The organism is Bradyrhizobium sp. 26S5, assembly GCF_036923295.1.
Classification (GTDB): Bacteria; Pseudomonadota; Alphaproteobacteria; order Rhizobiales; family Xanthobacteraceae; genus Bradyrhizobium; species Bradyrhizobium septentrionale.
Genome location: NZ_CP145948.1, coordinates 7,611,818 through 7,632,838 on the forward strand (window position 1 = coordinate 7,611,818; position 21,021 = coordinate 7,632,838).

General features: G+C 61.0%; 25 protein-coding genes and 1 pseudogene. 16 read left to right on the forward strand and 10 right to left on the reverse strand.

Annotated elements, in window-relative coordinates:
• Nucleotides 1-61: 61 nt before the first annotated feature.
• The 4 genes from V5279_RS35815 (at nucleotide 62) to V5279_RS35830 (ending at nucleotide 2,929) form a co-directional block, all read left to right on the forward strand.
• Nucleotides 62-1,045: a zinc-dependent alcohol dehydrogenase family protein gene (locus V5279_RS35815; protein WP_338691703.1), complete on the forward strand. Its 984-nt coding sequence runs from the start codon at nucleotides 62-64 to the stop codon at nucleotides 1,043-1,045.
• On the forward strand, nucleotides 1,045-1,815 hold the full coding sequence (locus tag V5279_RS35820) for a phosphotransferase (protein WP_338691704.1): 771 nt from the start codon (nucleotides 1,045-1,047) through the stop codon (nucleotides 1,813-1,815). The genes V5279_RS35815 and V5279_RS35820 overlap by 1 nt, the downstream gene beginning before the upstream one ends.
• On the forward strand, nucleotides 1,815-2,618 hold the full coding sequence (locus V5279_RS35825) for an AAA family ATPase (protein WP_338691705.1): 804 nt from the start codon (nucleotides 1,815-1,817) through the stop codon (nucleotides 2,616-2,618). Before V5279_RS35820 ends, V5279_RS35825 begins: the two co-directional genes overlap by 1 nt.
• Before the next feature lie 68 nt (nucleotides 2,619-2,686).
• Nucleotides 2,687-2,929, forward strand: coding sequence for a hypothetical protein (locus tag V5279_RS35830; protein ID WP_338691706.1), 243 nt, complete (start codon nucleotides 2,687-2,689; stop codon nucleotides 2,927-2,929).
• Between the two features lie 268 nt (nucleotides 2,930-3,197).
• Here the strand turns inward: V5279_RS35830 and V5279_RS35835 are convergent, their stop codons facing one another.
• From V5279_RS35835 to phbB, 5 genes and pseudogenes are all read right to left on the reverse strand, one after another.
• Entirely contained in the window at nucleotides 3,198-3,368 is a 171-nt protein-coding gene (locus V5279_RS35835; RefSeq protein WP_338691707.1) for a hypothetical protein, read from the reverse strand.
• A 161-nt stretch (nucleotides 3,369-3,529) separates the two neighbouring features.
• Nucleotides 3,530-5,175: pseudogene (locus V5279_RS35840) on the reverse strand (PHA/PHB synthase family protein).
• An 86-nt stretch (nucleotides 5,176-5,261) separates the two neighbouring features.
• The gene (locus V5279_RS35845) at nucleotides 5,262-5,639 is read right to left on the reverse strand and encodes a hypothetical protein (protein WP_338691708.1); all 378 of its coding nucleotides are present in this window, start codon (nucleotides 5,637-5,639) and stop codon (nucleotides 5,262-5,264) included.
• Complete coding sequence (locus V5279_RS35850; protein WP_338691709.1) at nucleotides 5,636-6,115, reverse strand: CBS domain-containing protein; 480 nt, start codon at nucleotides 6,113-6,115, stop codon at nucleotides 5,636-5,638. The genes V5279_RS35845 and V5279_RS35850 overlap by 4 nt, the downstream gene beginning before the upstream one ends.
• Nucleotides 6,116-6,117: 2 nt before the next feature.
• The gene (phbB, locus tag V5279_RS35855; RefSeq protein ID WP_338701569.1) at nucleotides 6,118-6,852 is read right to left on the reverse strand and encodes an acetoacetyl-CoA reductase; all 735 of its coding nucleotides are present in this window, start codon (nucleotides 6,850-6,852) and stop codon (nucleotides 6,118-6,120) included.
• A gap of 162 nt (nucleotides 6,853-7,014) precedes the next feature.
• On the opposite strand from phbB, the gene V5279_RS35860 reads away from it, so the two are divergent.
• The 5 genes from V5279_RS35860 (at nucleotide 7,015) to V5279_RS35880 (ending at nucleotide 10,058) form a co-directional block, all read left to right on the forward strand.
• On the forward strand, nucleotides 7,015-7,851 hold the full coding sequence (locus tag V5279_RS35860; protein ID WP_029084188.1) for a universal stress protein: 837 nt from the start codon (nucleotides 7,015-7,017) through the stop codon (nucleotides 7,849-7,851).
• 27 nt (nucleotides 7,852-7,878) lie between these two features.
• Nucleotides 7,879-8,220 carry a c-type cytochrome gene (locus V5279_RS35865; protein WP_029084189.1) on the forward strand — a complete coding sequence of 114 codons (342 nt, stop codon included), beginning with the start codon at nucleotides 7,879-7,881 and terminating at the stop codon, nucleotides 8,218-8,220.
• A 62-nt stretch (nucleotides 8,221-8,282) separates the two neighbouring features.
• Nucleotides 8,283-9,005 (forward strand): CBS domain-containing protein, encoded by a 723-nt coding sequence (locus tag V5279_RS35870; RefSeq protein ID WP_338691711.1) that lies wholly within the window; start codon nucleotides 8,283-8,285, stop codon nucleotides 9,003-9,005.
• A 25-nt stretch (nucleotides 9,006-9,030) separates the two neighbouring features.
• Complete coding sequence (locus tag V5279_RS35875; protein ID WP_338691712.1) at nucleotides 9,031-9,189, forward strand: hypothetical protein; 159 nt, start codon at nucleotides 9,031-9,033, stop codon at nucleotides 9,187-9,189.
• A 281-nt stretch (nucleotides 9,190-9,470) separates the two neighbouring features.
• A complete protein-coding gene (locus V5279_RS35880; RefSeq protein ID WP_338691713.1) occupies nucleotides 9,471-10,058 on the forward strand; it encodes a helix-turn-helix domain-containing protein in 588 nt (195 codons plus the stop codon).
• Between the two features lie 57 nt (nucleotides 10,059-10,115).
• Here V5279_RS35880 and V5279_RS35885 read toward each other — a convergent pair whose 3' ends face one another.
• Complete coding sequence (locus V5279_RS35885; RefSeq protein WP_029084192.1) at nucleotides 10,116-11,279, reverse strand: OpgC domain-containing protein; 1,164 nt, start codon at nucleotides 11,277-11,279, stop codon at nucleotides 10,116-10,118.
• Nucleotides 11,280-11,455: 176 nt separating this feature from the next.
• Here V5279_RS35885 and V5279_RS35890 point away from each other — a divergent pair, with 176 nt between their 5' ends.
• Entirely contained in the window at nucleotides 11,456-12,187 is a 732-nt protein-coding gene (locus tag V5279_RS35890; RefSeq protein WP_338691714.1) for a CBS domain-containing protein, read from the forward strand.
• A 391-nt stretch (nucleotides 12,188-12,578) separates the two neighbouring features.
• Here the strand turns inward: V5279_RS35890 and V5279_RS35895 are convergent, their stop codons facing one another.
• Nucleotides 12,579-12,764 carry a hypothetical protein gene (locus V5279_RS35895; protein ID WP_338691715.1) on the reverse strand — a complete coding sequence of 62 codons (186 nt, stop codon included), beginning with the start codon at nucleotides 12,762-12,764 and terminating at the stop codon, nucleotides 12,579-12,581.
• A 230-nt stretch (nucleotides 12,765-12,994) separates the two neighbouring features.
• On the opposite strand from V5279_RS35895, the gene mgtA reads away from it, so the two are divergent.
• Together mgtA and V5279_RS35905 are read left to right on the forward strand one after the other, a co-directional pair.
• Entirely contained in the window at nucleotides 12,995-15,607 is a 2,613-nt protein-coding gene (gene mgtA / locus V5279_RS35900; protein ID WP_338691716.1) for a magnesium-translocating P-type ATPase, read from the forward strand.
• Nucleotides 15,608-15,780: 173 nt separating this feature from the next.
• On the forward strand, nucleotides 15,781-15,990 hold the full coding sequence (locus V5279_RS35905; RefSeq protein ID WP_338691717.1) for a hypothetical protein: 210 nt from the start codon (nucleotides 15,781-15,783) through the stop codon (nucleotides 15,988-15,990).
• 49 nt (nucleotides 15,991-16,039) lie between these two features.
• Here the strand turns inward: V5279_RS35905 and V5279_RS35910 are convergent, their stop codons facing one another.
• Together V5279_RS35910 and V5279_RS35915 are read right to left on the reverse strand one after the other, a co-directional pair.
• Nucleotides 16,040-16,201: a DUF2892 domain-containing protein gene (locus V5279_RS35910; protein ID WP_338691719.1), complete on the reverse strand. Its 162-nt coding sequence runs from the start codon at nucleotides 16,199-16,201 to the stop codon at nucleotides 16,040-16,042.
• Between the two features lie 149 nt (nucleotides 16,202-16,350).
• Nucleotides 16,351-16,812 carry a CBS domain-containing protein gene (locus V5279_RS35915; RefSeq protein WP_338691720.1) on the reverse strand — a complete coding sequence of 154 codons (462 nt, stop codon included), beginning with the start codon at nucleotides 16,810-16,812 and terminating at the stop codon, nucleotides 16,351-16,353.
• 244 nt (nucleotides 16,813-17,056) lie between these two features.
• Here V5279_RS35915 and V5279_RS35920 point away from each other — a divergent pair, with 244 nt between their 5' ends.
• The 3 genes from V5279_RS35920 (at nucleotide 17,057) to V5279_RS35930 (ending at nucleotide 18,514) form a co-directional block, all read left to right on the forward strand.
• Nucleotides 17,057-17,788: a CBS domain-containing protein gene (locus V5279_RS35920; RefSeq protein ID WP_338701571.1), complete on the forward strand. Its 732-nt coding sequence runs from the start codon at nucleotides 17,057-17,059 to the stop codon at nucleotides 17,786-17,788.
• Nucleotides 17,789-17,867: 79 nt separating this feature from the next.
• On the forward strand, nucleotides 17,868-18,224 hold the full coding sequence (locus tag V5279_RS35925; protein WP_338701573.1) for a ChaB family protein: 357 nt from the start codon (nucleotides 17,868-17,870) through the stop codon (nucleotides 18,222-18,224).
• Nucleotides 18,155-18,514: a hypothetical protein gene (locus tag V5279_RS35930; protein ID WP_338691721.1), complete on the forward strand. Its 360-nt coding sequence runs from the start codon at nucleotides 18,155-18,157 to the stop codon at nucleotides 18,512-18,514. Before V5279_RS35925 ends, V5279_RS35930 begins: the two co-directional genes overlap by 70 nt.
• Nucleotides 18,515-18,694: 180 nt before the next feature.
• Here the strand turns inward: V5279_RS35930 and V5279_RS35935 are convergent, their stop codons facing one another.
• A complete protein-coding gene (locus V5279_RS35935; RefSeq protein ID WP_338691722.1) occupies nucleotides 18,695-18,883 on the reverse strand; it encodes a hypothetical protein in 189 nt (62 codons plus the stop codon).
• Nucleotides 18,884-19,162: 279 nt separating this feature from the next.
• Here V5279_RS35935 and V5279_RS35940 point away from each other — a divergent pair, with 279 nt between their 5' ends.
• Nucleotides 19,163-19,591 carry a hypothetical protein gene (locus V5279_RS35940; RefSeq protein WP_338691723.1) on the forward strand — a complete coding sequence of 143 codons (429 nt, stop codon included), beginning with the start codon at nucleotides 19,163-19,165 and terminating at the stop codon, nucleotides 19,589-19,591.
• The last annotated feature ends 1,430 nt before the right edge of the window (nucleotides 19,592-21,021 follow it).

A 21,021-nucleotide genomic window follows, 5' to 3' on the forward strand; every position in this document is an offset into this window, starting at 1 on the left:
ATCAAAACGGAGTCAAATGATGTGATCAAAGAATGGTCATCGAGCTAAAGCGAGTTTCGGTATGCACGCCATGATCTTGACCGCGCGCGGCGCGACGCTGCAACAAGTGCAACGGCCAGACCCAGTCCCTCGTCCCGGCGAGGTCCGCGTGAAAGTCAGCGCCTGCGGCGTTTGCCGCACCGATCTGCACGTCGTCAACGGAGAATTGCCAAACATTTCCTATCCGATCGTTCCCGGGCACGAAGTGGTCGGCCGCATCGACGCGATTGGTGACGGCGTAAGCGGCGCGCAGCTTGGTACGCGCGTTGGCGTTCCCTGGCTCGGGTCGACCTGCGGGCACTGCCCTTATTGCCGGGAGGGTAAGGAAAATCTCTGCGATGACCCACTGTTCACCGGTTATACGCGGGACGGCGGCTTTGCCACCCACCTGGTGGCAGACGCGCGTTACTGCTTTCCGCTCGGTGAAGACGGCGAGGACGCGGAGCTTGCACCGCTGCTCTGCGCCGGCCTGATCGGCTGGCGCTCCCTGGTGATGGCTGGCGACGGCCGCAAACTCGGCATCTACGGTTTTGGCGCGGCGGGACATATCGTCGCACAAGTGGCGCGTTGGCAAGGGCGGGATGTGTACGCTTTGACCCGTGCGGGCGACACCGAGGCCCAGCACTTGGCTTTGTCGCTCGGCGCATGCTGGGCCGGCTCTTCGGGCGATCGACCGCCGGCCGAACTTGATGCCGCGATCATCTACGCACCCGCGGGGCCCCTCGTCCCGCTTGCATTGCGCGCGCTGCGCAAGGGCGGACGCGTGGTCTGCGCCGGCATCCACATGTCTGATATTCCGAGCTTTCCCTACAACATTCTCTGGGGTGAACGGCAGATCATCTCCGTCGCCAACCTCACCCGACAGGATGGCGTCGACTTTCTCAGGATCGCGGCGAAGGCCGCGATCCGAACGCACGTCACCGTCTTCCCCTTGAATCAGGCGAACAAAGCGCTTGCGCGCCTGCGCGACGGCAAGCTGGTCGGCGCTGCTGTGCTGAGACCGTGATGACAGCGGAATCGCCTACCGACGCGGCCACGGGTGAAGCCAGCCAGGACGCCGTATTGTCGTTTCTGGCCGGATCGGATCGACCGAACGTTGCCGTGCGGCGGATCGACACGCATTGTTCGAGCGTATTCCTGGAGCCGTCGCGCGCCCTGAAGATCAAGCGAGCGGTCAAGCTTCCTTACCTCGACTTCTCGACGTTGGAGAGCGGCGCTTGCGAAGATGAGATTGCCATCAACAAGCGCCACGCCCCCGCAATCTATCACAGGGCGGTCCCAATCACGCGCGGGCGCGAAGGTCTTGCGATCGGGGGGACCGGACCGGTTGTCGAATGGGCCGTCGAAATGGCTCGCTTCGACGAAAACAAGACGCTCGATCATCTTGCCGAGCAAGATCCAATCCGGCCGGAGCTTGGCGAGAGACTGGCCGCCATCCTGCTCGAATCCCATCGGACCGCAACCGGACGCGAAGGATCCCGATGGCTTGCCTCGCTCCCTGTCATCATCGATCGCAATACGAAGCAGTTTTGCGCCGAGCCAGTTCTCTCCCGAGAGGAAATCGATAGATTGCACGAACTGAGTCATCAGGCCCTCGCACGCAACCTCGAACTGCTGCGCCGCCGCGCCGCCGCTGGACAGGTCCGGCACTGTCACGGCGATGCACATCTCGGCAACATCGTCCTGCTCGACGGCCGGCCCGTTCTATTCGATGCATCGAGTTTGATCCGGTCATCGCGACAACCGACGTCCTTTATGACCTCGCGTTCCCCGTGATGGATCTGCTGTACTTCGGGCAAGAGCCGACAGCCAACAGACTGTTCAACAGCTACGTGCAAACCACTTGGGATGCACAGTCGAACGCGCTGTCGTTGCTGCCGCTGTTCCTGTCGATGCGCGCAGCAATACGCGCCAACGTGCTCTTCACCACGCGGCGGCAACACCAAAGCGACCAAACGATCACCGCCTACGCAAAACGGTATTTCCAGCTTGCACGCCGGCTCATTGAACCGAGGCCGTCCCGCCTGCTTGCAATTGGCGGGAAGTCCGGTACCGGCAAGAGCGTGCTTGCGCGCGACATGGCGTATCTGATCGTGCCACCTCCGGGCGCCCTGGTTCTGCGATCCGATGTCATTCGCAAGCAACCCAACCAGGTCACCGAACACACCACACTGCCGCCTGAGGCCTACACTCCCGAAGCATCTGACCGCGTTTACCAGGCCATGCTCGATCGTGCCGGCCACGCCGTGGCGCAAGGAATCTCAGTTATCCTCGACGCAGCATTCCTGCAGCAAGCCGAACGCGACGCCGCAAAAGCGGTTGCCCGCAGCGCCAAAGTCGAATTCAGCGGGATATTTCAGACTGCCAATGACGCCGCGCGGCTGCAACGTGTCGCATCGCGACGGCACGATGCCTCCGATGCGACGATCGACGTTGTCAACGCCCAAGCGACGATTGATACCGGCCACGTCGATTGGGAAATCGTGGACGCCTCCGGTTCGCCCGCCACGACTCTCCGCCGCAGCATGTCCTGTCTGCGAAATGCATCGTGCCCTTCCGGCGTGCGGACCGCCCCCTAAGGGAAGATCCGGAATTGGTCGAGCCGGCGAAGTCTGTCAGCATCCTTTCGCCAGAACAGGAGGATGCTATGAGCCGCGCACTGGGTCTTCTTTTTGCCGGAAGCGCCATCTCGACGGCGGCGCTTCTTCTATTCTACAACTGGTTCTTCCCCGACGCGATTCCGCTTGCCTCAACCGAGCCGCTTCTGGCTTGGCGATTTGAGGCGGCCTTTGTCGTATCGGCGGCAGCTTGGACCGCAGCCTTTATGGCAGCGACGTCCGCGCTGTCGTTGCTGCTGATAGCCTTCACCGGTCGGGACGAAGGGCGCTAGAATTCGGGCTTGGAATGCAAGATGAGTGCATTCGCTTAACTTGCCTTGACATCTGCTATGAATCGAGGGTGACCTTGCAGGGCCGGCCCTCAATGCCTTCGCATGAAGCATCATCCGCAGGCTAGCGATCGGCCGCTGCGCTCGAAGCTGACGTTCAGGCCTCGCCTGACATAAGCCGATCCGGCGGCGCCGCCAAGCGCAACGGCTATGCAGGATTCAGCGAGCTGAGCGGCCATGTTGGAACGCCACCGCCACTCGCACCGGAAGGTCACGCCTGCCGCCGCCACACACTCCAGAAAGCACCAACCATCAGAAGCCCGGTTACGAAAAGGACGACGACGAACATTTGCATGATGTCGAAATTGAGAGTATCGCGCGCGACAAACAGCGCTGCGATGAACCCTGCTATTATGAAGAGAATTCGAATAATGAGACTCATGGCTCCCTCCTGCAGACGAGCGCGGCTCATTGACCCGCGACTTTTGCCCTGAACCACCGGGCCGACTCCTCAACCCCTGCGGCGTCGCCGCTACCATAGAGACCGGACACCGGTGGAGCCTTGCGGCAGATCAAGCCCGTCCACGGCAACAACTGGCCGGCTCAATGCTGCAGGACGTACCGTCCTGGCGCATCGTCGAGCGGCGGCCCGCCCTGGGGCGCGTGAAGCGCCGACTGCGCCGGCTCCCAGGCTCCCGAATGCGCGATGAGGAAACGAACCCACTCCAGCCACCGATTCGCCGCGATTCATCGCCTTCTGCAGCCACTCGTCGGGGCCGACATAGGGTTGATCCGCCCTCTTTTCCAGCAGCTGATAGCTGTGCCCCTCCTCCGACGGCGGAGCAACGATGCCGGCGTTGTGACCGCCGCTCGCCAGCACGAAGGCGATATCGGCATCAGCCAGCAGGTGAATCTTGTGAACCGACCGCCAGGGCGCGACGTGATCACGAACGGTGCCGACCACGAACATGGGGACGCGAAGGTCGGAGAGTGCCACCGGCTGCCGGTCCGCCAAATAACGGCCTTCGGCAAGGTCGTTGTTGAGAAACAGCTTGCGCCGATAGTCTGAATGCATCCGGTATGGCATGCGAGTCGCGTCCGCGTTCCATGACATCAAATCACTCGGTGCGGCGCGCTCGCCCATGAGATAGTCGCGGACCAGGCGCGACCAGATCATGTCATTCGAGCGCAGCAACTGGAACGCACCGGCCATCTGCGCCGTCTCGAGCACGCCGCGCTGCCGCATCATATCCTCGAGGAACGCGACCTGGCTTTCATTGATGAAGAGCGTCAGCTCGCCAGCCTCGGCGAAATCAACCTGGGCTGCCAAGAGCGTCACCGAGCGCAGGCAGCCGGGCCGTTCCTTTTGCAGCCGAGCAGCCGCAATTGCCAGTACCGTCCCGCCAAGGCAGTAACCAGCCGCATGGATTGGACGTCCGGGACCAAGCTGATCGATGACGTCTATGGCGGCGTCGATCCCGAGCTTGCGATAGTGATCAAGACCAAGTTCGCGATCGGCCGGCCCGGGGTTGCGCCATGAGATCATGAACACCGTAAACCCGCGTTGAACCGGGAAGCGCACGAGCGAATTTTGCGGCGAGAGATCGAGGATGTAATACTTCATGATCCACGCCGGCACCACAAGTATCGGTTCGGGGCAAACGGCGGCCGTCTGGGAGCGTATTGGATGAGTTCGGTCAGCTCATTCCGGTAGACAACCTTGCCCTTGGTAGCGGCAACCTCCTTGCCGATTGGCGGACGGTGAAATCCACAATTGCCGCATTTCCCTTCGAGACGCCGTGCAGGCCGCTCGCCGCCGAATGCCACCACTGGTCGCCCAGCAGGAATGCCTGCGCCATGACGTTAAAGGGCCGGTAATGTCCAATCCCGGCCGGCGAACCGGTTGTCACCCGGTTGAGGCTTGACCATGAACCAGGGCTGCCAGACAGCATGCGGCGTCGACACCATCCGCGCGAAGCGCCAGCCGTCAGCAACCGCGTTCAGCGCCAGCTGAAGCCGTTTGCTGGGTGAGGCCGCGAGATGGAGTTGCCAATCGGCGAATGCGAGCGCAGGCTGGCGCCTGAAAGCCCCCCGGTCCATCGCGCCATTGCCGCGTGGACCAATTGGTCGATCGACTCGCCACCCGCTATTGCCTGGCTCTCGGATGGCACCGACGCAGGCGCTCTCGCAGTCGCCACATCGTCGTTAGCGGCAGATGTGGGCTGGTCGAGAACTGCATGGACTGTCATCGCTCGCCTCCAACTCGAGCCGGATGGGCTCGGGCGCAATCTATCTTTTCGACCTGGCAGCTGTTCAGACGCCGGGCCTTTGCCGCTCAGCCAAGGTGGAACCGCTTCCGACCCAGCGCCACGATCTCCGCGTCGGTCGGATGATCGCTCGGCTCAACATGCAACTGGAGGTCGGGCCGCTCGGCCCTGAGATACTGCGTCAGCTCGGCCTTCTCGATGCCTGGACCGATGACGAGCAAATCGCTGCAACCGCTTACGGCCTCGCCCACCCTGGCAAGAAATGTCGCATCGGCCTGGACGAGACCATCGCCAGTATTCGCCTTATGATGCAGGTGCTGCGACGCCAAATGCACATGGACGGCCGTCGCGCTGACGCCTGTTAACCCAATGCCGAAAACCTTCGCAACAAGGTGATCGATCCAAACGACGGCGTGCGCATGTGACTGCAGGGTCATCTCGCTCATGAAGTAACTCCAATGCTTTCTTTTTCTGCTTCTCTCAATCGGCGCGCCAATGCCGCAAGCAGTTCCCTGCGACTGATAATACCGACGACGGTTCCGGCGCCGAGCACCGGAATCTGGGCGACGTTGTAAATATCCATCTGCGCGACGACGTCCTCGATCGATGCCTCGACATCGACGGTGATCGGCGCGCCACTCATGAGCGAGCCGACCTGCAGCGTGCGCATGCGCTCGCGTTCAGGTGTATTCTCCGCAATGCCAAGCAAAGACTCCAGCCAGTTTCCTGATGGCGGGCTGATGCCAAGCTCATCGCGGTGGAGGAAATCGCCCTCCGAAACCATGCCGACGAGGTCGCCGGCGTCGTCGATCACTGGCAGGCCACGCTGATCGGTTTCAAGCAGCAGCTCGACGGCATTGAGTACTGTGGCAGTCGGCTTGATCGTTGCGAACGAACTGCGCATCACATCGGTTGCGAGCATTGTCATGTCTCCCATTCACTATGCTGGCCGCCATTGATTGACAGCGTCGACCCGGTGATGAACCCTGCTTCGTCGGCAGCAAGAAAGGCGACGGCACGGGCGATCTCCTCCGGCTGCCCCAGCCGCCCGACCGGAATCTGCGGCAGAATAGAGTTCTGCATGACATCGGCCGGCACCGCAGCCAGCATCTCGGTGTTGATGTAACCGGGGCAGATTGCATTAACAGTGATCCCAAACCGCGCGCTTTCGAGCGCGAACGCGCGGGTGAAGCCGAGCTCGGCGGCCTTCGCCGCGGCATAGTTCGTCTGGCCGATCTGGCCCTTCTGCCCATTGATCGACGAGATGTTGATGATCCGCCCGAACTTGCGCGCCCGCATGCCCTCGATGAGGGGCCGGCACATGTTGAACAATGAATCGAGATCGGTCCGGATCACCGCATCCCACTGCGGCTTGGTCATTCGATGCAGTGTGACGTCGCGCACAATACCGGCGTTGTTGACCAGGATGTCGATTGGGCCCAGCGCCGCCTCCACCTCGCGGACACCGGCTGCACAGGCCTCGTAGTTCGCGACATCCCACTGGAAAACGGGAATTCCGGTCTGATCCTGAAAAGACCACGCGGCTCCTGCATTCCTAGCATAGCAGGCCGCAACGCGGCATCCGGCAGCAGCGAGGGCGCGCGCAATGGCGGCCCCAATTCCCCTACTTCCACCCGTAACCAATGCGACGCGCGCCATGCCGGCTCCTGCAAGCTGGGGCACAACATTTGCGCGAAAAGCACGCTCGATGAATTGATCTCGCTCAATCAGAATCCACGAACGCGCATGAGGCAGATCAAATTGGCCCGCCTCGACCGGTGCTTTGATGGCACTTGCTCTTACCTCTTTGGAGAACGGCCCATGTTCAAGAACATCTTGGTCCACATTCCGACGGATCTGTCGCCGCGCCCCGCAGTCGACGGATCGGTCTCGCTCGCGCTCAGCACCGGCGCGCATCTTGACGCGATGGCAATCGGCTATGAGACTGCCAATGTCCCGATCGTAGTCGGGGGTGGAGTGGCCGTCGCCTCGCTGTTCGAGGTCGAACATGCACAGGCCCTGGAGCGCGCCGAGGCGGCGCTGCGCGTCTTCGACATCGAGGCTCGGAATGCAGGGATATCCTACGCGACCCGCGCCGTGGGCGCGCTCCCCATCGATGCTCGCGGGATCATCTGCGCGAGCGCGCGACTCCACGACCTGACCGTGGTAGTGCAGCCGCGCGGCGAATACGACAGCTACGACGACGTGATCCCGCGGGAGCTATTGTTCCAGAGCGGCGGTCCCGTCCTGTTCATGCCTTACACGTTCCACGGCGCATTTTCGGCGAAGCGAATCGGGATTTGCTGGGACGGCAGCCGGCTTGCTGCCCGCGCCCTCCATGACGCAATGCCGCTGTTGCACGCAGCCGATGCTCTCGCCGTCATCACTATCGATGGTGCTGATCCGATTCCCTCAGAAAGCTCCACCGACCATCTGGTGCGTTATCTTGCAAAGGAGGGGCTTCCGGCCGAGATCACGTCGTTGCCGGCGTCCAAGTCAGAAGTTCAGTCGATCCTGCTGTCGATCGCGGCTGATGAGAGCCTCGACCTTCTGGTAATGGGTGGATACGGCCACTCCCGGCTGCAGGAAACCGTGCTCGGCGGCGTGACGCGCGATATGCTTCGTGCGATGACCGTCCCGGTCCTGATGTCTCATTAAACGCCAATCAACGTGAGGCATCCCGCCATGACGTTCCGGCATACTATTGGTTGCGGCCTCGTCATCGCCAGCGCGATCTGCGCCGCGCTGGCTCCAGCCGCCGCGGACCAGGAGCAAGGCCGTCGCCTTGCGCAGTTCTATTGCGCCCGCTGCCACGCGATCGATCGGGTGAGCCCCAGCCCGCTGAGGATAGCGCCGCCGTTCCGGACGCTGCACGAGCGCTATCCGGTCGAGATGCTGCAGGAAGCATTGGCGGAAGGAATCATCACTGGCCATCCGACCATGCCCCAATTCAGCTTCGATGCGGACCAAGTGGGCGACTTCATGCTGTTCTTGAAGTCTCTGGAGCGCGGCCAAGCAGTCCGTTGAGCCACGTCAATATGCAGGGCGCAAAGAGCTTTAATATTTGATTTTCAACATGGAGATTCGACATGCGCGCGCATCAGATCATGACCAAACATATCATCGCCGTCAGCCCGCACACGAAGATTCTGGACGCGGCCAACATCATGCTGCGATGTCACCTCAGCGGTCTGCCGGTGATGGACGAAGATGGTACGCTCAGGGGCATGATATCGGAGGGAGATTTCCTGCAGCGCGCCGAGATCGGAACAGGACACAAACGATCGGCCTGGCTCGAGCTTTTCACCGGGGTCAGCCGTGCCGCGACCGATTTCGTGCACGAGCGCGGCCGTAAGGTCGAAGATGTCATGGCTACGAATCCGATCACCGTCGGCGAGCAGACGCCGCTCGACGAGATCGTGCATTTGATGCACAAGCATGGCGTGAAGCGGGTACCGGTTGTGAATGGCAAGACCATGGTTGGGATCGTCACCCGAGCAGACATCCTGCAAGCCGTCGCGTCGCTGGCGCGCGAAGTGCCTGACCCGACGGCCGATGATACCCATATCCGTGAACGAATGCTGCGCGAAATCAACGCCACCGGTTGGCGTCCCGCCGGCTTCCAGGTCTGGGTGCGCAACGGTGTCGTGCATCTGCACGGCCTGATCTTCGATGACCGCGCGCGCCAGGCCGTGATCGTGCTCGCCGAGAACACCTCGGGTGTCAAGGAGGTCCATGATCACCTCTGCTTCGTCGGCGGCTATTCCGGCTACTATGTGGAATCGCCGGAAGACATCAAAGCGGCCGGCTGATCAGATCGAGGAGCCCAACATGGCAATGAGCACACTGCTTGTCGTCGCAGCCGTCTGTCTCCTCCTCTCGATCTTTGCGCTCGTGCTCGTCCTCGCCGATCGCAGCACGACGCGCTGGCGTCAGGAACAAGACGAGAATCGAGCCACCACACGCGCTGCCTATCCCGACAAGAACGGGACCTAGCGTCGCTTTTCGCCCCGCGCGCCGAGACACTGAATCTGGGCGTACGAACACCGTCTATTCCTCCTCTGTATCTCCTGGACTTACGTACAGATACGTAAGTGGCTTCTACTTAGGGGAAACATCCAAATTTCCCAATCCAGGAGATGCGATCAATCTGCCTCCATCGATCTTCCCATCCATGGAGCGTCGCCATGCAAACCCAAGACGCCATTTCTCGCGAGAGCAGCCGTCACACGACCAGCATCCTCGCCCGACAGGCGCATGTCGAAAAGCCGTTTGGCATGATCGGGGCGCCGATGCGGTTCGCACGCAACAGCGAGATTTACGGCGAGGAGGAGGCTGCGGAATACCTCTACCAGGTCGTCTCCGGTGCCGTCCGCACCTACAAGATCCTGGAAGACGGACGCCGCCAGATTGGCGCGTTCTATCTGCCCGGAGATATCTTCGGCTTCGAGGCCGGTGAAAGCCATATCTCCTCGGCCGAGGCCGTCTGCGAGACGCGGGTCGTCGTCGTAAAACGCGCCGCCCTCATGGCCCGCGCCGCGCACGAAAAGGATCTGGCGGGACAACTGTGGGACGCGACGGCGCAGGAGCTGCGCCGGTTTCAACAGCATCTGATGCTCCTGATCTGTAGCGCCGAAGAGCGTGTCGTCGGCTTCCTGCATGACATGGCGCGCCGCGCCACCAAGAATGCCGCCGTCGAGCTTCCGATGTCGCGACAGGACATCGCCGACTATCTTGGCCTCACGATCGAAACGGTCTCGCGCACCTTTACCCAGCTCGAGCGGAACGGCGTAATTTCTCTTCCGACCGCGCGCCGGGTCGAGTTACGAAACTGCGTGAAGCCGAATCGGCTCATGGTGGCGTAAGCGGCAGGATTGATTGTCTCCTACAAGCGATCGCGGGACAGAGACGAGAAGCATCTCTTACAGCAGTTTCGGATGTTGCCGGCTTCGTTTGCCGATCCAGGCCATGCATGTCGCAAACAGGACGAGCGTCGCGACCCCTGTGGCGCTCACCACGAACTGCGCCGCGATGCTGTCGGATACTTCAACGAGATACCAACTTGCCAGCAGGGAAAGCACGACGGCTGCGCAGTAGGTTTCGAGCGAACGTTCGCCGCAATGAATCAGGCCGACCATAGTAAATCCCCGCCAATTCGGTGGCACGAACTTCGCCACGACGATGGCAATGGCCAGGAAATGCAGGAGCCGCAAAAGGCCCAGGTCCGGCTTGTCGATCGGATAAATTAACCGCGTAATATAGCCTGGAATCGCGGCTGCCAATGGCTCGACCTCCCAGCTCAATGTGATCATGAGGCCAAAGCCGAGATACGCTGTCGCGAGTAAAACGACGGGCCACGACACGATTTTTGGCCAAAACATCCGATAGCCCCGGATCGCCCACCACGCCCCAAGGACGACCAGGAATTGCCAAGCAAGCGGATTGAAATACCACTGATTGACAGGCCACTCCGGCAAGTTCCAGCCGTACAATTGCACCAGCGCATAGATGGACGCGGAGGTCAGCAGGGACGCATTGGGAAACTTCAGTATTCCCCAGAGGGCGGGAGCAAACGATAGATGGAAGAGCACAAAGGTCGGCAGAACATCCGTGTTCATCGGGCGATACATCAGGATGGCAGCATGGGTCAGTGCGGCACCCGGCTGTTGCAACAGAATCTTCACGTTGGCTTCGTCCGCGAATCGATCGCTGCCCGAGGCGTGCACGACCACGACAAGCGTAATAGTCAGGATGAGAAAGGCCGCATAGATCTCCCAGCCTCGCAGCAGCGTATGCGCGAAGACTGCCCACCACCCCTCGCGACGGCGGACAGCGCCGTAGCTCAGCGCGCAGGTCACGCCGGACACGAACATGAAGACTTCAGCCGCATCGCTGAAGCCATAGTGCCGCAGGGTCAACCAGCTGAAGACATTGTTGGGGATGTGATCGAGGAAGATGCACCAGAGAGCAATCCCTCGGCATACATCGAGCCGGAGATCGCGCCCCAAGGCCAAGCCGTCGCCTCTCCCCGGATCTTGAGGGGAGTTCTTGTCGTTCAGGCGAGCGGTCAGGCTGTCAGGAACCATAGGCGGTTACCAGCTGTCGGCGTCATTCCGGCCCGGCGCCCGCCGCGCCGGCGGCATATCAGCGTGATTAGCCGACCGCTTGGTTGATAAGGATCAACGCACCTCATTGTTTCCGGGAGTTAGCTGAACGTGTCAGCGCCATTGGGAGGAATTTCGCCGTGCACGTACGGGAGATCATGTCACGGAACGTCATCACAATCGACGCTGACGCATCGGTGATCGACGCTATCAAGACGATGCTGTCCCATGGCGTCAGTGGCCTTCCGGTCACCGATCGGGATGGAGTGCTAGTCGGAATCCTGTCAGAAGGAGATTTCATCCGACGCGTGGAAGTCGGGACGGAAAGGCGCCGCGGCCGCTGGCTTGCGATGCTTGCAGGCGCGAACCAGGTCGCACTCGACTTCGCCCGCCAACACGGCCGCAAGGTTAGTCAGATCATGTCGCCCAGTCCGATCACGGTCGAGGAGGACACACCGCTTGAACAGGTCGTCCAACTCAAGAAATCGCACGGCGTCACACGATTTCCTGTGATGCGCGATAAAAGGCTGGTCGGGATGGTCACGCGCACTGACTTCATCACCGCCATCGCGAACCTCCGCCTCGATCGGCCATCCCCTTCCGCCAACGACGACCAGATCCGCGCGTCGGTTATTGCCGCACTGGCGCGTGCACCTTGGCGGCCCAACGCGCTGCATGTCAGCGTGCATGACGGGGTCGTAGGCTTGCGCGGCGGCATCCGGAGCGACAACGCCCGCAAAGCCGCTGTCATCGCCGCGGAGAACGTTGCCGGCGTGAAGCGGGTCGAGGATCAGCTCTCGAAAGTCCCGCCGCCAGAGGAGGACTATGGCGGCGGTGACTTTGTCTCGCTGCAGGAGGAGCCCTCGACGGAGGACGATCAGCCATTATAGCACTCGTGCTGCCTGACTGGCACTGCCGTCTACACTACGTCGGTACAGCGAGCACTTGGCTCAGGCCTTACCTGAAGAAATCGGCTCCCGATGGATCTCCCTACCCGGCTCATCGATGACCGCGACATAATGATCGACAGATGCGGTCGGATTCTCATGTCGGATCTTGCTCGCCGTTTGCTTGCTGTGTGTGATCACAGCTGTATCGGCTTGCGAACTCCAGTCCGATCCGATCACAGACCGGGACACCATCCTTCAGGTCGAAGTAATAGGTTGCCATCGGGAGCTTCGCGGGACCCGCGTGCCTGCGATCAAACAGTTGAAGCTGCCAGCTATTGGCAACCGGCAAGTTCAGGGAAACGAATGACGAAGGAGCCGACCTTGGTCCAGGTCAATCGGCCTTGCGATCCTCTTTCGCGTTATGCGGCGCAATCTGCCTCGCCTCCTCATCCGCCAGCAGCTTGTGCACGATCTTGCGCTCCCCGTCCGTAAGCCGCGGATCAGCGAGCTTCTTCCTGAACAAGGCCAGGTTCTTGTTGTGAACAAACTGCTCCATGGGACGGTCTTCTGCTCCCATTCACGTACAGGGTCCGTCATCCTAGCTGTGCGTACGCAGGTTAACAAGTGACGGGCGCTGTCCGATCCTGGCGTGGCAGCCCCTTGAAGCGGGTTTGCGAGCCTGACCAAGGGATTAGCTTCGTCGGAATAAGGCATACGCGGTCCGGACGGCTTGAGCCACATCAACCTCGAGCCCATGCGGCCGCGCTATGACTTGCCGCAAATCCTTTCCAGCATCGCGAGACTCTCATGCCGCTCAAGCCGTCAACGTATGGGCCAGCCGTTGAGGCGTTCTGGCGGGAGCCAACCAGTTCGCTGTTGCGTACTCTCGATGCACCACGGCGCGGCCTGCGCCAACAGGAGGCCGAAAGACGGCTGGCGCAAATCGGTCCGAACCTCGCCGAGCCTTCCCAGACGCGATCGATGCTGCAAAAGGTCGTGCACCGTCTGATCAATCCGCTGATTGCCATCCTGATCGTGGCGGCAGCAGTGTCAGGATTCAGCGGCGACCTGGGAAGCTTTGCGATCATCGTCCTCGTGGTGGGCCTGTCGCTGACGCTGGATATTGTGCAGGAACATCGCGCGGAAGTCGCTGTCGATGCCTTGCGACGATCGGTTGCGATCCAGGCTGATGTCATTCGCGATGGCGCGATCGTTGCGCTGCGGGTGAGTGAGCTCGTCCCCGGAGACGTCGTGCAGCTCCGGACGGGCGATCTCGTGCCGGCCGACGGGGTCGCGCTTGAGGCCCGCGATCTCCGACTGAACGAAGCCCTTATGACAGGCGAACCGTTTCCGGCCGCCAAGACGACCGAGCCCTGTATCACCAGTCTGCCCGCGGAAGCTAGCAATGCCCTGTTCGCCGGCACCAGCGTCGTCGGCGGCAGCGGAACCATGCTTGTCGTCGAGACCGGGCGCCGTACACGCTTCGGCATGATCAGCGCCGCGCTTTTGGCGAACGATCCGCCAAGTGCGCTCGAGCAGGGCGTGCAGAAGCTCGGTATGCTCATTCTGAGACTGACGATTTTCCTCACGCTGTTCGTGCTGCTCGCCCATCTCGTGGCGCATCGGGCGGCCATGGAATCGTTCCTGTTCGCCGTCGCGCTGGCCGTCGGCCTGACACCTGAGCTGTTGCCGATGGTGATGACAGTGACGCTGGCGCGCGGAGCGCAGCGGATGGCCAAGAGACAGGTGATCGTCAAAAGGCTCTCCGCGATCCACGATCTTGGCGCGATGGACACGTTGTGCGTCGACAAGACCGGCACGCTGACGGAAGCGAAAATAACGCTTGCGGCGCATATCGATCCCGCGGGGCGCTGTAGCGAGCGAGTGCTCCAACTGGCCCGATTGAACAGCGCGTTCCAGACCGGCATCCGCAGCCCGCTGGATGAGGCCCTGCTCGCCGTGGATATCCCGTCGGGAAGCAGCGCCTGGACCCGGCTCGCTGAAATCCCCTTCGACTTCGAGCGCCGCTGCCTCTCGGTCCTCGCGGCACGCGGCAATGGCCGATTTCTGATCGTCAAGGGCGCACCGGAAGCCGTCATGGCTCGTGCGGTCGCGGTCGAGGTCGACGGCTTAGCGCGACCGCTGGATGACAGCCATCGCGCCGAGCTTGTTCGCCTGCAAGATGACCATGCCCGGCAGGGCTTTCGGCTGCTAGGCGTCGGCATTCGGACTATGGCTCCGAATCAAGCGGATGTTACGACGGAGGACGAGGGTGTCCTTACGCTGGTCGGCTTCTGCGCCTTCGCCGACCCACCCAAGCGCGATGCAGCTGAAGCCGTCCGGGAACTCATGGCACTCGGCGTCCGCATCAAGGTGCTCTCCGGTGACCACGCGGCGGTGGTCGCTCACGTCGCGGATGCCGTCGGATTACCCTCACGCCGCATCCTGACCGGCAACGAGATCGCCGATTTGAGCGATCGGGCGCTCGCCGCGCAGATCGAGGATGTCGACCTGTTCGCCAGGGTCGATCCGGAGCAGAAGAGGCGGATCATCCGGGCCTTGCGCCAGCGTGGTCACGTTGTCGGCTTCATGGGCGACGGCATCAACGACGCTCCGGCAATTCACACGGCCCATGTCGGGATTTCCGTGGCCGGCGCGACCGAAGTGGCACGCGCCGCGGCGGACATGATCCTGCTGGCTCCGGATCTCTCGGTGCTGGGCGCCGGCGTGATCGAGGGACGGCGAACCTTCGCGAACATCCTGAAATATGTCCGCATGGGAACCAGTTCGAATTTCGGCAACATGCTCTCGATGGCGCTGGCGTCCATCATCCTCCCGTTCCTGCCGCTCTTGCCGCTGCAGATCCTGCTGAACAACCTGCTCTACGATCTCTCCGAAATCGGCATTCCCTTCGACGAGATCGACGAGGAGGATGCCGAGAGGCCGCAATCGTGGAATATAGCCGGTATCCTGCGATTCACGGTCGTCATGGGTTCGATTTCATCGCTGTTCGACGCCGCGACGTTCATCATTCTTCTGAAGGTCTTTAACGCTGACGCGGCCGCGTTCCAGACCGGCTGGTTCCTGGAATCCATCGCCAGCCAGATCCTGGTCATCTTCCTGATCCGCTCACGGCGACTGCCATGGTGGTCCAACCGGCCGCATCGCGTGCTGGTCCTGGGCTCGCTGGGCGCCCTTGCCGCCGCCGCCTTCCTGGCGCTGGGGCCCGTCCGATCCTTATTCGGGTTCGCGGGCCTGCCGCCTGTGCTTCTAGGCGCTATTATTCTGATAACGCTCGGCTACCTCGCCGCCGCTGAGGCCGGAAAACATTTTGCGCTTCCTGCGGTCGCTCGGCGCGAGCCAAATCGCGCCGCATTGGGACGACAACATCCTGCCGGCGATGCCGCCTTGAATGGATGACGACAATCTGGCGTGCCGGCGTGCGGCCGGACCACAGTTGATCCGCATTTGCGATCCTTCATGTCATTTGGTGCAGGGCTGGCCGGCAAATGGATCGACCACGGCAGCAGAACCGGCAGAGGTTTGAAGAGGCAGTTGGCGGCAGTGATCGCGTCGCTACGGCGGACGCTTCGATGCCGACGTTCGAAGACTCCGCGCGGCGTCTCGTCAGTGCTCCATCTGCGGAAGTACACCGCATCTGCGCCCGGGATGCTCACGCAACGATTCGTCCCGGCAAACTGCGCGACCTTGGCGGCAGCGACCTCGTTGATTCCAAACAACCGCTCATAATCGTGCTCGGAGAGACTCAGAACAGCGCCGGGGTCGAGGCGATCGAGCCGTGATCGCAGCTCAGCAAGAGTAAATTCTATGCTCATCAACGTTGCCAGATCTCTAGACCGAGCTGGGATTCTGCCGGGTGTTCACTCCCAGCAACGTGTAGAACGGACAATACGAGAAGAATGCGGTCGCGATCAGGATGAAGCCGAGGGTCCCGGCAACCAGCCAGCCTATCCCGAACGAGCCATCCTTCACGGTATAAGCGGTCAGAGCCAAACCGATGATGATTCGGGCATCTGATCAACGCGTCCGACGTTCCGGGTCATCATGGTAGCCTCCTTGCCTGTGAACCGCATCTAACGTCGGCCAGCGTGCGCTGGAGTTGATCCGGATCAACCGCGCGTTGCCACCCGGTGGGGCGCAGCTCAATCCGTCGTCGATCTGCTGAGGCTTTGCTCGAGCGCCAGGAGCAACTGCGCACGGCCCACAATGCCAACGACCCGCGTGTCGCGAAGTACCAGCACCTGCGAGATCTGATGATTGTCCATTTCGGCGACGATCTCGTCTACCGTTGCATGCTCGTCGACGAAAACGGGCTTGCGGCTCATGACAGCATCAACACGGAGAGCCCGGGTCCGCTCGCGTACGAGCCTTCCCTCCTCCTTGCTGAGAAGCCATTCGAGCAAGAACCCTTCGGGGCAATGCACGCCGAGTTCCCTGCGATGGAGAAAATCGCCTTCCGAAATCACGCCGACTAGAGATCCGGAGCCGTCGAGCACGGGCAAGCCTCGTTGACCCGTTTCCAGCAGCAGCCGAACAGCATCAAGCAACGCCGCGCCCGACTCGATTGTCGCGAACGAGGCGCGCATCACATCTTTTGCGAACATGCGCTATCTCCATTTAGCGATTCTAGTCTAGGATGGGCACAGCGCGCCGGCCTTGATGCACGTCAACCTTGAGACTGTGGCGGGTCGATGCTTCCGGGCCGACGGCGAGCGGCAATCAGCCCCACGGTTGCCGACCTGGCGCGGCAAGCATCACCTGCCGACGCGGCCTGGCGGATTGACGCGGATCAAGCACCAGTCGCCCTGCAACGCTTATCAGTTCAGAGATCAGCTACGGGAGGTTTCTGTGCGAGTTCATCAGATCATGGCTCGGAACGTCATTTCGATCGCTCCCGAAGCCGATATGGCGGAAGCCGCAAGCCTCATGGTCCGGCATCACATCAGCGGGTTGCCGGTTGTCGACGGGCGGCACGCGCTGGTTGGCATCCTGTCCGAGAGCGATTTTCTGCGGAGAAGTGAAATCGGCACGCAACGCAAGCGCGCCCGCTGGCTCGAATTGATCCTTGGCGCAGGCGAAGCCGCCGAAAACTACGTTCACGAGCGCGGTTGCAAGGTGGCCGAGATCATGACCGCCGCTCCGATCACGGTGGACGAACAGGTCACCTTGGCTGAGGTCGTCGAGATCATGGAGAGAAACAACGTCAAGCGCGTTCCGGTCGTGCAAGACGGGAAGCTCGCTGGAATTGTGACCCGGTCAGACCTGATGCAGGCAGCGGCAAGCCTGGCCGGCCGGGTGGCGGACCCTACCACTGACGATGAACGTATTCGCGCACAAGTCGTCGAGGAGATCGAGAACAAGGACTGGTGCCCGTCCGGACTGAACGTGATCGTCAAGGATGGAATCGTTCATCTCAGCGGCACGATTTTCGAAGAACCTTGTCGGACGGCCTCCATCGTTGCCGCAGAGAACGTCAAGGGCGTAGTCAAGGTCCATGATCACCTGCGGCGGTTCGGTTCCGTATATGGGCTCGTGTCTGCGCGCTCGCCCGAGGTCGAGGAGTGGGCGCAGGTGGATTGACGGAGATCAACATTCCTTATCACTCGAATGATACCTTCCGCTCCCGATCCAAAATCATCTGCCACGCCACGCCCAGGAAATCTATCGCGAGGCCCTCAATCACGGATTTGCCGCGCATGCGGACGACCGCAGGCAGGAAAAACTCGCGTACCGGACCGCGTGGTCGGCGGTCAAGCGATCCCATGTCAAGGATGGTGATCATTGGGTTGCGCGCGCGCCTCCCCGATGGCCCGTCAGGCCGATACGCTACAACTACTCAACGGGGAATTGCGCTGACTGTGGTGATCAACCAGCGTCGGAGGGTGGCGAGAACAGCCGCTCCTGCGGCTCCCGACTTAAGCGATTAGTGCGACATCAGCAGGCAGATTGGAGCTTGCTGCAGCAAGCGCGCGTCATGCCACCGAACATCCATTCACCCAGTCGAGTGTGCCCATAGCCACCCGTAACGATAAGATCGGCGCCTTCGGTCCTGGCCAGCCTGATGAGGTACTCTGCGTCTGGCTCCGCGGTGTGGACGCGAACCTCGAACTGGCAATTGACGCAGTGCCGTTCAAGGTAGCCCGCGACATCGCGCAAGCGGTGCGCGGCTACATCTTGCTCATCCGACGCGCAGATTTCGGCGATTGTCACCTTCGAAGCCCGGATCAGGAAGGGCGACGCGTCTCGAACCGCCTGACGTGCCGCGCGGGTGTCTTTCCAACCGATGACGACGCGGTCGGCCGATAACTTGTACCTTCCGGCACTGACAGCGTGGGACGCCCCATCCGCAGAATGGCCTCATCCGAATCGAGGTAGTGAAAGTAGTCGGACTGAATTTTCCTGCGTTTGAAAACAACGAGATCTGCCGCCACGGCCTGCTCCGCCAGGAACGCGGTCGGGGATTCCAGCGCACGCTGCCACTCCACCTTATCGCGCTCCCGCCCGCACCTTCCTCAACCATTCGCTCTTCGCCGCAAGATCAGCGCGCATCCGCTTGATATCCTCTTCAGTAGTCTGATCGATGATCACCCCCTCGGCGACAAAGGGAGGATCGATGGCGGACGCTGAAACGCCGATCATAGATGCGTGAAACTTATCCGCGATGCTTTCGGCCACGCGAATCTGTCCCTAATCCTGCCGCTGTGGGTCCGCGTGAATGGGCATCCCCTGCACGCCGGGGGCACGCTTGCCGCAACAGCAACACCCGGGCGGCATACGAAGCTGGCACTTCTCTGACCAAGAGCGGAGTTTTCTTTGCGCTACATCAAAAACACGGTTGCCGTATCACGCTAGACAAGCGGTGTAGCCGAACAACCTGCCTGTCTAAAGCTGTTGAGGCTATGGGCTCGGGCCAACAGGTACTCCGAGTCCGCTACGTCCGAGCAGGAGGCGCGCATGTCCGGAACCTATTACGCGGATGATCTCGGTTCAGCCGTACACTACGCGCTGGAAACGACCCATGCCATAGCGGTTTGCCCTTTCCACCTGGACCAGACGATCCGTATTGGCGACGACGCGGCTGAACGCCATGCTTTCGCGCGCGCCAGAAAGCTCGTCAAGCGCGATGGCACGACGTGGCAGGGAGAAGCCCTTCGGAAAGAATTTGGATGCCAACTCGGCAAGGCCGCCGACCGGTACTGTCCTCGCTGCGTCCTTAAGGACGATCCGGGGCAAAGCCACGGGCTTTTCGGTTCCAGTCCTCCCGGTCCTGCTTCCGGCCATGGATATGAGTACGCTTTGCCGGGCCCTCACGACGAACCACAATTTGCCTGCGAGGGCTGCGGTGATCTCGTTACGCTTGAGAAGGCGAAGCTGCGAGAATAGTCAGCCGCAATCGTAAACTCTTGATCTAACGCAAATGCCGACTTGACTGCACGAGCGAAGGCTTTCGATACCGGATGTCGCCGATCTTTAAGTGCGCGGCAATTATCGCGCGGCTCATCTCTCACGAGCAATCTTGATACAGATCATTCCGAAACTACCAGGAATGGCACGCTGCACAATGCGAAACGAAGGAGGTTCCACATGACATTGATCTCAACACCACAGTGTCCTCGGTGTGGTTCTGGGTTAGTCCATCTCGAATGGTATGAACGCGCCAACGCGCAGGAAGTCCAGGATCTTTGGCACTGCTGGAACTGCAAAAACGAATTTGTCACCGTTGCCGCTTCTAACGAGAAGGAGCCGTCAGTCAGTGAGGTCACCGAATCATTCTTTACGAGCCTGCTAGTCTGATCGATGAGACCTGAGCAGGTCCGATCTTATTAGGAAATCGTTCGATGCGATGTGGCCGATCCGTCGCGACATCGCCGACCTGGTACAGCCGGTTCGCCGGGCCGCACGCGACAAGCAAGTCGCCTTGTAAGGATTGCGGTGCGCGCCGGTGCGTGGCCCTCGAGCGGTTCCTGCGATTGCGGACGGGCAAGCCGCTCAAACCTGGATCCGGGTTTCGCGGAAAACGCGGAAGAGGCTGTCGAACACCGGCTTCAAATGGCACTTTGGTCGCAAAGGCGCCGCTTCTAAGTGCAGCAGCGATCGACGCGCATTTTGGATCCGACACATGATCATCGGGACACCAAGCTTCGGCAGATGACCAGAATGTCCTCGTCTTCGGCATAACACTTGACGGTCTCGCCATCGTAAGTTTCTTCGAGAGGATGCCTTGTTCTTGTGGTGCTCGGCGAAAGTAGAGATGGCGTGGAGCAATTGGAGATTTTCGGTATCCTGCGGATTGGCGATGCTGCGTCCGGCTGGACGCGTGCGAGCGCCAATCCCCGCGCGAAGGTGCGGCAGGCCTGCGGATGATGCTCGAGATGCTGTTCGAGGAGGTCAGCGTTCAACGGGGCGCCGACTTCGGCTCGGGCATGAGGGCGGGTGGCATAGGTCGAAGATTGAGTCCATGACGGTCTAAAGTAGGTGTATCCCTACTGATCGCCAGCGGTCTTTCGGTAAGCTGTTTCGCCACACTTCGATCTTGTAGTTTCAGGTCGGCACGGATGGTGCGCTCAAGCCGAGCGGCCAGTTCAGTTTCTAGAGCGGCCGCTGGCGGAATTTGTTTAGCGTTGTTCATCCAAATCAATAGGCCCGGCGCTTGCCTGTTAGGGCTGTTGCCGGTTCTCGCAATGGAGTGACAGCCGGCGCATAGCTTTTGCAACATCTCTTTGCCATGCCGCTGCTCCTCAGCCCGCGCATGGGCGACGGCGCCCGACAAGAGACACATTGTCAGTACCAGCAAGGATCGCTCTATCGCAGTC

Coding starts and splice junctions, on each gene's coding strand:
- V5279_RS35815 (WP_338691703.1), top strand. CDS start 62: ATGCACGCCATGATCTTGACCGCGCGCGGCGCGACGCTGCAACAAGTG.
- V5279_RS35820 (WP_338691704.1), top strand. CDS start 1,045: ATGACAGCGGAATCGCCTACCGACGCGGCCACGGGTGAAGCCAGCCAG.
- V5279_RS35825 (WP_338691705.1), top strand. CDS start 1,815: ATGGATCTGCTGTACTTCGGGCAAGAGCCGACAGCCAACAGACTGTTC.
- V5279_RS35830 (WP_338691706.1), top strand. CDS start 2,687: ATGAGCCGCGCACTGGGTCTTCTTTTTGCCGGAAGCGCCATCTCGACG.
- V5279_RS35835 (WP_338691707.1), bottom strand. CDS start 3,368: ATGAGTCTCATTATTCGAATTCTCTTCATAATAGCAGGGTTCATCGCA.
- V5279_RS35845 (WP_338691708.1), bottom strand. CDS start 5,639: ATGAGCGAGATGACCCTGCAGTCACATGCGCACGCCGTCGTTTGGATC.
- V5279_RS35850 (WP_338691709.1), bottom strand. CDS start 6,115: ATGCTCGCAACCGATGTGATGCGCAGTTCGTTCGCAACGATCAAGCCG.
- phbB (WP_338701569.1), bottom strand. CDS start 6,852: ATGGCGCGCGTCGCATTGGTTACGGGTGGAAGTAGGGGAATTGGGGCC.
- V5279_RS35860 (WP_029084188.1), top strand. CDS start 7,015: ATGTTCAAGAACATCTTGGTCCACATTCCGACGGATCTGTCGCCGCGC.
- V5279_RS35865 (WP_029084189.1), top strand. CDS start 7,879: ATGACGTTCCGGCATACTATTGGTTGCGGCCTCGTCATCGCCAGCGCG.
- V5279_RS35870 (WP_338691711.1), top strand. CDS start 8,283: ATGCGCGCGCATCAGATCATGACCAAACATATCATCGCCGTCAGCCCG.
- V5279_RS35875 (WP_338691712.1), top strand. CDS start 9,031: ATGAGCACACTGCTTGTCGTCGCAGCCGTCTGTCTCCTCCTCTCGATC.
- V5279_RS35880 (WP_338691713.1), top strand. CDS start 9,471: ATGATCGGGGCGCCGATGCGGTTCGCACGCAACAGCGAGATTTACGGC.
- V5279_RS35885 (WP_029084192.1), bottom strand. CDS start 11,279: ATGGTTCCTGACAGCCTGACCGCTCGCCTGAACGACAAGAACTCCCCT.
- V5279_RS35890 (WP_338691714.1), top strand. CDS start 11,456: ATGTCACGGAACGTCATCACAATCGACGCTGACGCATCGGTGATCGAC.
- V5279_RS35895 (WP_338691715.1), bottom strand. CDS start 12,764: ATGGGAGCAGAAGACCGTCCCATGGAGCAGTTTGTTCACAACAAGAAC.
- mgtA (WP_338691716.1), top strand. CDS start 12,995: ATGCCGCTCAAGCCGTCAACGTATGGGCCAGCCGTTGAGGCGTTCTGG.
- V5279_RS35905 (WP_338691717.1), top strand. CDS start 15,781: ATGCCGACGTTCGAAGACTCCGCGCGGCGTCTCGTCAGTGCTCCATCT.
- V5279_RS35915 (WP_338691720.1), bottom strand. CDS start 16,812: ATGTTCGCAAAAGATGTGATGCGCGCCTCGTTCGCGACAATCGAGTCG.
- V5279_RS35940 (WP_338691723.1), top strand. CDS start 19,163: ATGTCCGGAACCTATTACGCGGATGATCTCGGTTCAGCCGTACACTAC.